This is a genomic window from Alcaligenes sp. Me129 (assembly GCF_050487245.1).
Classification (GTDB): Bacteria; Pseudomonadota; Gammaproteobacteria; order Burkholderiales; family Burkholderiaceae_B; genus Alcaligenes; species Alcaligenes phenolicus.
This window is the reverse complement of sequence record NZ_JBKQGX010000002.1, coordinates 362594-374698: the sequence shown is the minus strand read 5'-3', so window position 1 is coordinate 374698 and position 12105 is coordinate 362594. Positions and strand designations below refer to the sequence as shown.

Sequence of the window (12105 nt, the reverse complement as noted above, 5' to 3'; positions counted from 1 at the left end):
GGCAAGAGTGGTCTTTTATAAAACCTCATGTATAGATGAGGTCAAGAGATCCAAAAACCATGAGAATCGATACCAGCATCCCTCTGTCCGTGGGTGAAGTCGCCCGCCGCAGCGGGGTCACCATTGCAACCGTGCATCACTACGAAACCAAAGGTCTCATTCATGGCTGGCGTAGCGATGGTAACCAGCGCCGCTATCACCGGGATGTTCTACGGAAAATTGCGGTCATCAAAATTGCACAGCGCGCCGGCATTCGACTGGCTACCATCAAAACAGCCTTGGATGAATTACCTACTGGCCGGCCACTGAACGCAAAGGACTGGGCCACCTTGTCCACGAGCTGGCGGGATATGTTGAATGAGCGGATTCTCAGCCTGACACAGCTACGCGATGAGCTGGATGGCTGTATAGGCTGTGGGTGTTTGTCCATGACGGACTGCCCCCTTAGAAACCCGGGGGATCAGTTATCCCTGTCAGGCGCGGGTGCTGTGCTGCTTGATGCCGGACGACACAATCAGAAGCGGAAGAAAAGAGCGGGGGAAATCTGATCGCGCGGTTTGTGTGAAATCCAGGCTGAACACGCAGCGCATCAGGGTTGGAAATCAGCGAAAACCGACCCTTACTTCACTATGCCAGAAGGCATCAGGCAGCAAAAAGGCCCAGTTTTCACACCAGGCCTTTTTTACTTTCCAAGAAACGCCCTACTCTCTTAGATCACGCCCCAGAAATACAGCAGCGCGGGGAGCAAGGCTGTCAGCACCCCTTGCACGGCAGACACCAGCCCAGTCAGGCGGGCAATGGGTTTATTCAGCACCAGCAGCAAGAAGAACATGAACCAGAGCCCTGCCCAAGACAACCAGCTCAGGACTTGCCAGTAGTCAAAAATCCGCTCGGCTACGCTCATATTTGTAAGGGCGGCGGGAACAGCGATGCAGGCGACCACCAGGGAATACCAGCCCAAGGCACGCCCATCACTTCCTGTAAACGCGTTCACCCCTACCCAAAAATAGGTCAAAGCAAACAGGCCCAGATAAATGGCCGACAAGGGAGAGTACACGGTGCTATTGGCGGGGTTCAAGATATGGGACATGCAGATGAATCCCAGTACGGCCGTGAACAAGTTGACGATAGCAGCATCTTTGGCATCCACCAGCCTGCCAGCATGATGACCTTCAGAGTAAAAGAGACGAACACCATTAACGAACAGGCACAGGCCTGCAAACGCCAGAAAAGCGGCAACTAGCATTTTGAAGATATCCTAAGTAATAGAAGGCGGACACAGAACATGCCCGCAACATGATGTTGCACTCAAGGCTGAGGCGGAGCAGATCATAGAGCTTGGCTACACAATTGCCATGTGATTTTTTTTATAAGCTCTATAAGAAAAAAACGCGCAATTTTGCGGCGGTTTTCCAGTGAAAATTCTGGCTGAAAAGCGAGCGGTTTGCACAGGCATTAGCAGACAAACGCCCCCTTCTCCATTTTGGAAGCAGACTCAGCCCAGGACCAAACAAAGTCCCTTTTAATCAATGAGTTAAAAAATCATCGAAGCCTGGGCAAGGCCGCTACAAATGAGGTCTGGCAACTGACCAAACAATAAACAGCGTGCCTGCTCAAGAGCCCGCTCAAGCCTGTTCGTTTTGGCCCCAGCGAGCCAGCACACGCACATAAGCCAACTGTGCCAGTAGTTCCACCAAAGTCTGCGTCAAAATGATGGCTGGCAACAACGGCAAAGCCCCCGGAATCGCCAAAGCCAGAGGCAGCACCACCAAAGAATTGCGAGTTGCACTGCTGAAAGCCACCGCACGTCGCAACGGAACGGCCAGCCGCGCTTGCCGTGCCAGCGCCCAGCCGATGACAGGAGCCAGAATGGCAAACAGCGCATACACCGGCAACACTCGCCACAAGACATCCAGTGCAGGCTCCAGTTGTCGCAGAACAGCCGCCACGACGATGAACAAGACCAAAGCAGTGGCTGGAACGGGGGCCAAGCCCAAACCCGTTTTTATCTGCGTCCAACTACGGCTTTTACCCGCAAGATACTGGGTGGCCCCCGCCAGCAACAGCGGAATCAGAATCAGGTAAAAGAAAGCATTCAGAAACGGCCCGGCTTTGATGTACAAACCGAACTGTTCCCCCAAGGCCAATTTCAAAAACAAGGGCAGGAGCAGCATTTGCACAAGCAGCAGTACCGGCGTAGCGGCTAGAAGTGCGCGGGCGTCGGCACGACCTAATTGAGCAAAGGTCACGACGTAATCAATGCAAGGAGCCAGCAAGACCAACAACACGCCCAGGCGCAACATGGTGTGGTCTGGCAGCAAGGGCACCAGCGCAAAGACCAATAGAGGTATCAGGAGAAAATTGGCCAGAAGCAAAACGGCCAGAAAGCGCAGCTGGGTCAGCGCTTTGCCTAACTGGGCAATAGGCACCTGCACAAAGGTGACATACAACATGAAAGCCAGCGCTGGATTGATCCAGTCGACCAGACTAGCTGGCATCACCCAGACACTGGCCATCCAGGCGGCCAGCAACATCGCCACACAATAAATAGCGGTTTGCCGGCGCTCTAACACATCACGAATCACGGCCAGCACCTCGTTTGGCTGAACAACTCCGGCACTGCCGTGAGAACTCCCTTTTACAGACCGCTACGGCGCAAACGTGCGGCGGACTGACGGTTCAAATCTCGAGCCTCACGCTCGGCATACTCGCTTTCTCCGGCTTCGTAACGGCCCTCGTGCATGCAGGATTCACGGTCCCAGGTGCATTCATTAAAGAGTTTTGACACGGGGCCACCACCGGGCTTCGCGGAGGAACAAGCTGCCATCAAAGCGGCCAGACCGAGCACCGCGCAACTTTGAATCAGACGTCGAACCATCATTGTGTTTTCCCTACAAAAAATCTTTATTGCAATTACCGCGAATCGAAATCAGAACCGATCGCGGACAATAGGAACACTGTACCCTGAGCCTCCAAAGCCCGTCGATTCCCTTTCCTGATAATTTGCAATTTATGACTCACGAACAATTTTTGCTATTGGCCCAAATCTTGAATCTGACGCCCAATCCCGAACTGGAGCAGGAAGTCCGACATCCGGGCGCGCAAATCAGCACACAAGCACAACAGATCCTGACTCTACATCTCCAGCTGAAAGAAGCCTATGTCATTCACAGGCCCACTGCATTTCGAGTTGTAGTCAGCCATGACGATCTGGACCGTTTCCCAGGCGCCCTGGATTTGAAGCAAGGTATGCATGTACAGCTGGTTTCTTACACCAGCGAGCGCTACATCAGTGTTCGTATCACCCAACTGCCAGCCACCCCCAAGGCGTATTTCAGGGGCGTCGTCAGCGAGCAGAACATCAGTTACCACGTTTTCGAGGTCGGGGACAGCGTGTATTTTTCTGAAGATCAAGTCCACGCCATACTCAATAAATAAAACGGGCTAGTGCCCACACGCCAAGGTGTCTGCTTCAACCCGATCTTTTAAGACTGGTGTCAGGCAGCAAGTGCAAGCCTGTCCGTCTTACAAACTCCTCGTAGCTGATGGGTGGTCCAACACGAGTGGAAGCTTGGTTAGCCTGCCAATGTACCCAGGAGCGTCCTGTGGTGGCGTCATACACCAGCTTGAACAAATGACTGGGAACGGCAACCTGGCTGGAACCTATCGTCACGGCATTGCGCTCGTACACAGGTCCGGTGAACACATACACATTGCCTGCGGCACGCGCCACATATTTACGGGTATCGGCTTCGATCTTGTTCCAGGGGCCGGCGTTGTGAACCTGATTTTGCGGCACCATATTGGCCAGAGAAAAGCTCTGCGCCATGCTCTGCTCCGACGCCATATCCCCTGCCGGAGCCATATGCCCGCGCGAAAAGCCCGAGCCTCGATAGTCATTCAGCTCGGCCCGCTCTGCCTGCGGCAAACGGCCTTCAGCATAAAAACGATCCGTGCGCTTCAAGCCTTTGGCGGACTGAATCTGCTGACGATTCAGACGCTGGACGACAAACACCGGCGTCTTGGTTTGGCCGCTATGCAAAATCGCAAAAGAGCTGAAGCACAACTCTCTTTGCGTGTAAGCCATGGGCACGACAGGTCGCGAGCCGGGAAAGAACTGGGGGCAATGTGCAAAAGAGGTTTGAACATACCCCTCGACCGAGGCCGGGACAGGCACACTATCCTGCTGCGTCGCGCCTGGCCAACCCAAAGACACCAGAAACGGTTCAAGACTTTGCCAGTTCAGCCCTTGGGGATGAAGCCAGGCCGTTGCAATCCCGAAACTGGTCAGGGCCGCGGCAAGGACGGACTTCAGAAATCGGGACGGGTTTGCCTGCCCTGTCTTTTTTCTACTACTGGTTTTTTTAACGCTACGACCTGTACTTTTTCTGCTCATACCACTCTTGTTTTATGCTTGGTCGGCTTACATCATTGCGCCGACTGCACCTGTGATTATAAGCAGTCCTTTCAGATTCAAAAGAACGTGCCCCCAGTGGGAGCACGTATTTATTTCTGACTCCGGCTTTTTTAACGCGATCAATCGCCAGAACAGGAGAAGACTCAGGACTTGCGGTGACGCTTTTTACTGAGCACCCAGAGCCTGCAATTCTTTCAATTCATCTTGCAGTTGTGCCAATTTGGCACGATCACGTTCCAGTTTTTTCTCCAGCTTTTCCACCTTGTCTTGTCGCCCTTCAGCCCGTTTCTCGGCGATTTCATCCAGGCGCTCCTGGATATCCTCTTCCTGCTCGCGGATATCTTCCTGTACATCACGCAGCAAATCCGCGTCCCGGCAATGCATCTGCACATTGGCCAAGGCGCGCTCCAGGCCACGCTCTCGATGAACATTGCCATGCTGGCGAGCATAGTTGATCTGGTTCTGAATTTCGGCAGCCCGATACTGGCAAGCCGGGTTATCAGCCCAGGCGGGCAAGGCCATCACACTTAATACAGCACTCAAGCACCATACGGAACGTTTCATCCTTGTTACTCCTGCAGTGTTCATCCAGATAGCCATCATACAATCCAGACTCCAATTTACCTCAGGTGGACGATTGGAATAGACTTCGTCAATTTGTCACGAAAACGTGATTAAATTCGAAAATTCTTCTGTTTATGTCATATTCAAGTAACAAAATTGTCGCAAATTGTGCCGAGAAATTTACACAACTTGTCTTTAAGCATAAAACAGTTCAGTTACACTCGAAATCCTCATAAAGCAAACTTTTACTTTTAATCGTGTTCAACATCACCACCAGGAAACTGATTTTTTTCCTGTGCGCTGCTTTGATTGTGTTGTGGCTCTTTCCCTTTGCGCACGTCAACGAAAGTTTGCTCAACTCCTCCCAGGCGTATTCAGCCTAGCATACCAGTGTGCTCAACTCCTTGATGCCCTTATCCATTCTGGCCGTTGCCAGTCTGATCTGGGCAGAACGGGCGGTGTCCGCTTGTCTGGCCATGGCCGTCAACACCGTCTTGTTTGTACTGGCGATCAAGAATATCTGCGATACCGCGGACCGCTTCTCGCGGGTCTGCGGTATTGATATTTCTGTTTCCTATGGAGCCATGTTGTACGGACTGGGCATGGCCACCCTGTGGGTGCTGCTGCTGAGCTATCGCTGGAAAGGTCCCAAGGAACAATCCGGCCCCTCGGGTGACGCAAGCCTGTAATCAAGCTCCTCTCGTCCCTGCATCATCCGGATGGTCTGCGGGGCCGGTGAGGCCATGACCAGGGCTTCTTTTATTCTTGCCGTATAAGTAGCGGCTTCAAGCCGGATTGAAGGGCCAGAAAACGGGGATCAACAACACGCCCAACACCCAGAAAATCAGATTCAAGGGCAAACCCACTTTCAGGAAATCCACAAAACGATAGCCGCCTGCGCCATAAACCATGGTGTTGGTCTGATAACCCACAGGCGTGGCAAAACTGGTGGAAGCCGCGAAGGTAACGGCAATCAGAAAGGGAGTGGGATCGACGCCCATCATTTTCGCCGTGGACATTCCTATCGGTGTCAGCAAGACAGCAGCGGCGGCATTGCTCATGAACTCCGTCAGCATCAGGGCCATCAGGTAGACCACGGCCAACACGGTCAAAGGTCCAAAGGACTTCACCAGACCAACGGTATTTTCGACCAGAAACTGGGCCGCGCCGGTCTCGCTCATGGCCATACCCAAAGGCAGCAAGCCCGCCATCAAGATGATGATGCGCCAGTCTATGGCGTCGTACACATCATCTGCTTTCAGACAACCGGCCAGTGTCATGGCCACGGCACCGAACAAGGAGGTGATGCTGATAGGCACCCAGCCCAAGGCAGGCAACAAAATCACCAGGGCCATGGTGACCAGTGCAAACGGCGCACGCCAGCCCATTTCCTTTTCGGCCTCGCGCTCGGACAACACGATGATATTGCTGTCAGCCCGCAAATCGGCCGCCTCTGCGGCCGGAGTCAACATCAACAAGATATCGCCCACCTGCAAACGCACAGCACGCAATTGCTCACGCAAGACCTGACCACGGCGATGAATGCCCAGCACGGTGGCGTTCTTGTGCCAGCCCGCCCCCAAACTGCCTAAAGTACGACCACTGATACGCGAACGCGGCGCAATCATGACCTCGGTCAAGACCTGATCAACCTGCTCGAAAGACTGTTGTTCCAGCTTGAACTGGGGGTCTACTTCCAGACCCGCTTCTTTGCGCAGCTCGTCCAGCTTGGTCCAGTCTCCGCGCGCCAACAGCACGTCGTCCTGCTCGATCTTCTGCTCTCGCGGGCCCCACACTTTGGTATCGCCGCGCAACAGCTCCAGCACAAACACCCCGTATTGCTCGCCCAGCTTGGCATCGCCCACCGATTGGCCAATCAGGGAAGAATCGGGCATCACCCGAAGCTCGGTAATGTATTTTCCCAGCTCATATTGCTCGACCAACTCGCCGCCACGGGCATCGGGCAGTAGCCAGCGCCCTATCGTCAGCAAATAAAGACAACCCACAGCCATACAGATCACCCCCAAGGCGGTGAACTCGAACATGGTGAAACCGGGATGGCCCAGATCGCGGGCAATGGCATTGACCAGCAGGTTGGTAGAGGTCCCGACCAAGGTACAGACCCCGGCCATTTGCGAGACATAGGACAAGGGGATAAGCGCTTTGGAAGCCGACATGCCTATCCGTGCGCAGGCGGCCATGACGATGGGAATGAATACCGCTACCACCGCCGTGTTGTTCACGAAAGGAGCAATCACCGCCAGAACCAGAAACAACAGCAGCAGAAACTGCACAGGGGAGCGTGCCTTGCTCAGCAAATCCCCAATCCCGGACAGCGCCCCGCTATTTTGCAGCCCGGCAGCCAGCACAAACATGGCCGCGACGGTAACCGTGGCCGGATTGCTGAAACCACCCACGGCCTGCTCGGGAGTCACCAAACCCAGAATCGCCAAGGTGCTGAGCACCAGCAAGGCGATAGCATCTATTCGGAGTTTTTCTGTAGCAAACAAGACAATCGCGATTAAAGCCAGACCCAAGACCACTGCAATCTCTGTTGTCATGTTGCCCCACTCCTGTTTGTGCTGTGCTGCTCAGTATAGGGAAAAATGCAGCACACCAAGCACTGCATTTCGCCGCACTCAACAAAAAAACACAAGTTTTCAAAACAGGAAAAGTGAAGCCTTCAAGCTTGGAGAGATCGGTGGCGCAAGGCCCCCCCTGCAACGCTTAAACCAGCAGCATCACCAAAAACACCAGCCCCAACAAGGCGATATAGGCTTTGGCATGAATGCTGTCCGGGATCTTGCCGATCCAGCGCGAGGTGAAGCGAATCCCCAGCCAGGAGCCAATCACCAGCACCAGGCATGCGCGCAAGTCGATATAACCTGCATGCCAGGCCCCCAAGGAATCGGCATTCCAGGCCAGCATGGCGTAAGTCAGGCTCCCCACCACCGCCATCGGCAAGGACAAGGGGTTGGCTGCGGCCGTGGCAGCGGTCATGCTGGCACCGCGTCGACGCATCAGGGGGACGGTGATCACGCTACCACCGACACCCAAAAAGGCGGCAATCGCACCAATAATCACCCCGGCCCCAGCGCTACTGGCCTTGCTTAAAGGGCGCATGGTATTGCTGGACTCTTGGGTGAAGCCGGAACGAAACAGGCTATCCAGAATCGTCAGGCCCAGATACACCACAAAAACCCAACGTACCCAGGACCCGCTCAAGGCCATGGCTGCTGCCGCACCGGGAATCGCCCCCAAGGCGATGAACAGGAGCAAAGGACGCACTTGCCCCCAAGGCACAGTGCCCGCCTTGTGGTGACGCCAGGTAGACAGGCCAGCACCAAAAATCATGACGCAGGTGGAAGTGGCCACCGCAATATGCATGGCGGCCTGCCCCATCTGACTATCCACGCCATACATGCCAATCAGCACCGAATACAGCACGGGAACCACCACAAAACCACCACCGAAGCCAAACAGCACGGTGGTCACGCCAGCCAGCAAACCAAAAAACAGCAATAGAAAATACATAGCCGCCCATCAACACAGATGACAAAACCCAAGAATAGGTCGCCCTGTTTTGGCTGGCATGCTAAAACCGGTCAACAATACTTTCGTTTCGGCCAGAGGCTTGCTTATGCACAATGTACGACTGGATAGCGTAGATGCCACCCCTCGCCCCTTGCTGGCGATTGGCACGGACTACGCGCCGGGCACGCTGCTGGACTTTCATGTGCACCGACGGGCGCAAATGCTCTATGCCATGACCGGGCTGATGGAAGTCGCAACCGACGATGGCGCCTGGGTGATTCCGCCCTATAGCGGCGTGTGGATTCCAGCTGGCAAACGCCATCGCGTACGCATGCAAAGCGCCAGCACCCGAAGCTTATATATAGAGCCGGAAGCAGCACCTCGCAGCAGCACACACTGCGAAGTGCTGGTCATTACGCCCTTGCTGCATCACTTGTTGTTGGCCTCCCTGGCCTTGCCCGCTCTGTACGAGGAAGATGGCCGCGACGGCGCCTTGGCTCAACTGCTTCTGCATGAAGTCGGTTTGGCGCAAACCATGCCGCTCTTTGCCCCCATCCCTCAAGACCCATCCCTGGCCCAGCTCTGCAAAGACTTTTTAAGTCAGCCCAATATTCAAAGCACGCCAGAACAGTGGGCCGGGCAAATCAATAAAAGCCTGCGCAGTTTTACGCGCCTGTTCCGGCAACAAACCGGCATGAGTTTTAGTGAATGGCGTCAACAAGCCTGTCTGCTGGCGGCTCTGGCCAAGCTGTCGGCCGGCCAATCCGTCACACAGATTGCACTGGATCTGGGTTACGACAGCTCCAGTGCCTTTTCCACCATGTTTCGTCGCCGCTTGGGGCAAGCACCCAGCAACTTTATTCGTGTTCCTTGAAGGAACTGACCAGACAGCAACTTGATGGAAGCAGAAACAAAAAGGCCCCCGGAGCTCTGACATCCAGGGGCCTGCACTGCCCGCCTCAACTTATAAGCGGCCTGGCATCATGACTGGGGCTTAACGCGTGATACGCGCCCGTCCACCAATCGTTGCAGCCAGACTGGCCACGAAGGCACCTACCAGCAAGGACGCAAATGCCCACAGCGCGAAAGCAGCGGCAGCCTTGCGAGCAGTATCGGCCGCTTCACGAGCTTGCTGCTCCAGCTTGTCGGCTGTTTCCTTGGCTTGCTTTTGCACGGAGTCCAGGCGCTCCTTGGCTTGCTCGGGCGTCAAGCCGGTACGGTTGGCCACCAAACGCAGCAAGTAATCCTGATCCTGCTGGGACACCTCCCCTTCTTTGAGGCTGCGAGCCAGAATCCGGCTGACCTCACGTTCCGGGTTGCCAGTCTGAGCAGGTGCATTGGCAGGATCTGCCGGACGTAACAAGGTGTCGGTGAAATAGCCCAAACCAGGGCCTTGCGCCTGATCCTTGCCTGCCTGGCCTACGATGGCCGATGCCGCTCCCACTCCAGCCCCGGCCAGATTCGCCCCCGCCTGAGCCGTACCCGAGACCAGCGAGGCGACACCCGAGCCCAGCAAGAAGACGCTGACAACCGCACTCACGGCCCAGACCAGAAAACCATGCGCCGTATCGCGGAAATGAACTTCGTCACCGTGAACACCTGTCCAATTGGTACGCAGACGTCCAGTGACATAGCCCGCAATACCGTAGGCAATGATCTGCGTGACAAAAAGCCAGATAATCGTCCCGATAGCCATCGTGGTGCCTGAGGCCCCGTCATTACTCCACGGGGAAATCGCCATGAAACCCAGGCCGGTCCCACCTACCAGCAAGGTCACCGTCATGGCAGCGGCAATAACCGCGCCCCCGATGACAGCGCCCCAAGACACAGCGGAGTGCGAAGACTCCGCCACGGCTTGCGTCCCCAAACCTGCATCCGAACCAAATTGCGTTGTAGCCATGATGATTCCTTATTTCAGATTGTGATCGCACGCACCTTAGTGCCAAAACAGAGCCAGCAAAATGATGATAGGGATAGGAACTCCCAGAAGCCATAAAAGGATCGATCGCATAAGCCCTCCGTTTGAATGAAAAACAAGAACTGAATGCAGCAAAAAACACTTCACGATCATTCTAGGCAGATAAAAAATCGATAAATTTTATAAAATGTAAAAAGAGAAACCGAATCAAAGCGCATGACTGCAGGCCACCTCATTCTCAACATGGATAGACTCATGACCCTGGACGAAAAAGGGTTAAACCTTTTTTACATAAGCCCTACAGAGACAAGCGAGAAAAAAGCAGGCTATACGATCAGGCACCACACACCCGCAAACCAGGCCTCGCCCAAGAATTTCACACAAAGCTTGTATGGCAATACATGCTTATTTTTTATTATCTTGAAATACTTGATTACGTAGCTGATTGAATTGAGCAGCAGCAATAATAAATAAACAAAATAGCTGCGGTAAGAAAAACAAGGGTAAGTAGAAAAATAATTATCGAACCACAAGAAAAAAGAAAAACAACGTCAGAAATAAAGTAAACAGAAAAAACCCAATACAGAAATTGCAGACCTCCGCATTCACATCTGCACATGAAGTTCACTTGGCCAACACACCACCTTCCTGACCTTGCTGACAGACTGCATCCCACACGCATCTGTCCTCAAAAGCGACAAAGAAAGCCACAAAACCGTGCATGGAAGGGGCAGACTCGGTTATCCTGTTGCCTCCATTCAAGCTCGGCCGCTGCGGTGGTAAACCGCGCATCATGCGCCTTCTGTATCCCGATACTGCCAAAGACGGCCTGCATTCACAGAGCCTAGCCTATGAGCGACCTCCAAAGTCTGATCGAATCGGCGTGGGAACAGCGAGCTTCCCTCTCCCCCCAAGAACACAGCATTGAACTGCGCACGGCCATCCATACCGTGATCGAAAAGCTGGATTACGGTTCCCTGCGTGTGGCGGAAAAAATCGACGGACAGTGGCAGGTCAACGACTGGGTCAAGAAAGCGATTCTTCTGTCCTTCAGGATCAACGAAAACCGCGTCATGGCCAGCGAGCCCGCTCCCTTCTATGACAAGGTGCCTCTGAAATTCGAGCAGCACGACCAGGCTGCGTTTGCCCAGGCAGGCTTTCGCGCCGTTCCCGGTGCTGTGGTACGCCAAGGCGCCTATGTAGCCCCCGATGTCGTGCTGATGCCCTCGTTTGTGAACATCGGCGCTTATGTCGGTGAAGGCACCATGGTGGATACCTGGGCCACCGTTGGTTCCTGCGCCCAGATCGGCAAGCATGTTCACCTGTCGGGTGGCGTCGGTATTGGCGGGGTATTGGAGCCTCTGCAGGCCAACCCCACTATCATTGAGGACAACTGTTTCATCGGTGCCCGTTCCGAAGTGGTGGAAGGGGTCATCGTAGAAGAGAACTCGGTGCTGGCCATGGGCGTCTTCCTGTCGCAAAGCACCAAAATTTACGAGCGCGAAACAGGCAAGATTTACCAGGGCCGTGTCCCTGCCGGTTCGGTAGTGGTCCCTGGTTCCCTGCCTTCGGCCGATGGGCTGTACAGCCTGGCCTGCGCCATCATCGTCAAGCGTGTGGATGCCCGTACCCGCGCCAAGACCAGTATTAATGATTTACTTCGCGCCTGAAC

The 12105-nt window shown here is 54.4% G+C and carries 13 protein-coding genes and 1 pseudogene; 5 read left to right on the top strand and 9 right to left on the bottom strand.

Going from position 1 to position 12105, the window contains the following annotated elements:
- Positions 1 to 59: 59 nt before the first annotated feature.
- Positions 60 to 548 (top strand): redox-sensitive transcriptional activator SoxR, encoded by a 489-nt coding sequence (gene soxR, locus ACLPGZ_RS03785; RefSeq protein WP_239055484.1) that lies wholly within the window; start codon positions 60 to 62, stop codon positions 546 to 548.
- A 161-nt stretch (positions 549 to 709) separates the two neighbouring features.
- Here soxR and ACLPGZ_RS03780 read toward each other — a convergent pair whose 3' ends face one another.
- From ACLPGZ_RS03780 to ACLPGZ_RS03770, 3 genes are all read right to left on the bottom strand, one after another.
- Positions 710 to 1246 carry an AmiS/UreI family transporter gene (locus ACLPGZ_RS03780; protein WP_239055483.1) on the bottom strand — a complete coding sequence of 179 codons (537 nt, stop codon included), beginning with the start codon at positions 1244 to 1246 and terminating at the stop codon, positions 710 to 712.
- Between the two features lie 379 nt (positions 1247 to 1625).
- Positions 1626 to 2534 carry an arsenic resistance protein gene (locus tag ACLPGZ_RS03775; RefSeq protein ID WP_052159226.1) on the bottom strand — a complete coding sequence of 303 codons (909 nt, stop codon included), beginning with the start codon at positions 2532 to 2534 and terminating at the stop codon, positions 1626 to 1628.
- Positions 2535 to 2638: 104 nt separating this feature from the next.
- Positions 2639 to 2881 carry a hypothetical protein gene (locus tag ACLPGZ_RS03770; protein WP_009455761.1) on the bottom strand — a complete coding sequence of 81 codons (243 nt, stop codon included), beginning with the start codon at positions 2879 to 2881 and terminating at the stop codon, positions 2639 to 2641.
- Positions 2882 to 3012: 131 nt separating this feature from the next.
- Between ACLPGZ_RS03770 and ACLPGZ_RS03765 the strand changes: the two genes are divergently transcribed.
- A complete protein-coding gene (locus ACLPGZ_RS03765; protein ID WP_026482853.1) occupies positions 3013 to 3438 on the top strand; it encodes a hypothetical protein in 426 nt (141 codons plus the stop codon).
- A 34-nt stretch (positions 3439 to 3472) separates the two neighbouring features.
- Here the strand turns inward: ACLPGZ_RS03765 and ACLPGZ_RS03760 are convergent, their stop codons facing one another.
- On the bottom strand, positions 3473 to 4396 hold the full coding sequence (locus tag ACLPGZ_RS03760; protein ID WP_239055482.1) for a DNA/RNA non-specific endonuclease: 924 nt from the start codon (positions 4394 to 4396) through the stop codon (positions 3473 to 3475).
- Between the two features lie 186 nt (positions 4397 to 4582).
- Positions 4583 to 4981, bottom strand: a complete 399-nt coding sequence (locus tag ACLPGZ_RS03755) for a DUF1090 domain-containing protein (protein ID WP_083053741.1) — start codon at positions 4979 to 4981, stop codon at positions 4583 to 4585.
- Positions 4982 to 5373: 392 nt separating this feature from the next.
- On the opposite strand from ACLPGZ_RS03755, the gene ACLPGZ_RS03750 reads away from it, so the two are divergent.
- On the top strand, positions 5374 to 5670 hold the full coding sequence (locus ACLPGZ_RS03750; RefSeq protein ID WP_239055481.1) for a hypothetical protein: 297 nt from the start codon (positions 5374 to 5376) through the stop codon (positions 5668 to 5670).
- Positions 5671 to 5766: 96 nt separating this feature from the next.
- Here the strand turns inward: ACLPGZ_RS03750 and ACLPGZ_RS03745 are convergent, their stop codons facing one another.
- The 3 genes and pseudogenes from ACLPGZ_RS03745 to ACLPGZ_RS03735 all read right to left on the bottom strand — a co-directional run bounded on the left by ACLPGZ_RS03745 (position 5767) and on the right by ACLPGZ_RS03735 (position 8515).
- Positions 5767 to 6609 (bottom strand): SLC13 family permease, encoded by an 843-nt coding sequence (locus tag ACLPGZ_RS03745; protein ID WP_338001556.1) that lies wholly within the window; start codon positions 6607 to 6609, stop codon positions 5767 to 5769.
- Between the two features lie 90 nt (positions 6610 to 6699).
- Positions 6700 to 7554, bottom strand: a pseudogene (locus tag ACLPGZ_RS03740) (SLC13 family permease); the annotation flags it as partial.
- Between the two features lie 154 nt (positions 7555 to 7708).
- Positions 7709 to 8515, bottom strand: coding sequence for a sulfite exporter TauE/SafE family protein (locus ACLPGZ_RS03735; protein WP_009455740.1), 807 nt, complete (start codon positions 8513 to 8515; stop codon positions 7709 to 7711).
- A gap of 106 nt (positions 8516 to 8621) precedes the next feature.
- On the opposite strand from ACLPGZ_RS03735, the gene ACLPGZ_RS03730 reads away from it, so the two are divergent.
- Positions 8622 to 9389 carry an AraC family transcriptional regulator gene (locus ACLPGZ_RS03730; protein ID WP_239055479.1) on the top strand — a complete coding sequence of 256 codons (768 nt, stop codon included), beginning with the start codon at positions 8622 to 8624 and terminating at the stop codon, positions 9387 to 9389.
- A gap of 120 nt (positions 9390 to 9509) precedes the next feature.
- Here ACLPGZ_RS03730 and ACLPGZ_RS03725 read toward each other — a convergent pair whose 3' ends face one another.
- Positions 9510 to 10415 carry a hypothetical protein gene (locus tag ACLPGZ_RS03725; protein ID WP_009455739.1) on the bottom strand — a complete coding sequence of 302 codons (906 nt, stop codon included), beginning with the start codon at positions 10413 to 10415 and terminating at the stop codon, positions 9510 to 9512.
- Between the two features lie 869 nt (positions 10416 to 11284).
- On the opposite strand from ACLPGZ_RS03725, the gene dapD reads away from it, so the two are divergent.
- Positions 11285 to 12103 (top strand): 2,3,4,5-tetrahydropyridine-2,6-dicarboxylate N-succinyltransferase, encoded by an 819-nt coding sequence (dapD, locus tag ACLPGZ_RS03720; RefSeq protein ID WP_026482863.1) that lies wholly within the window; start codon positions 11285 to 11287, stop codon positions 12101 to 12103.
- Positions 12104 to 12105 lie beyond the last annotated feature (2 nt).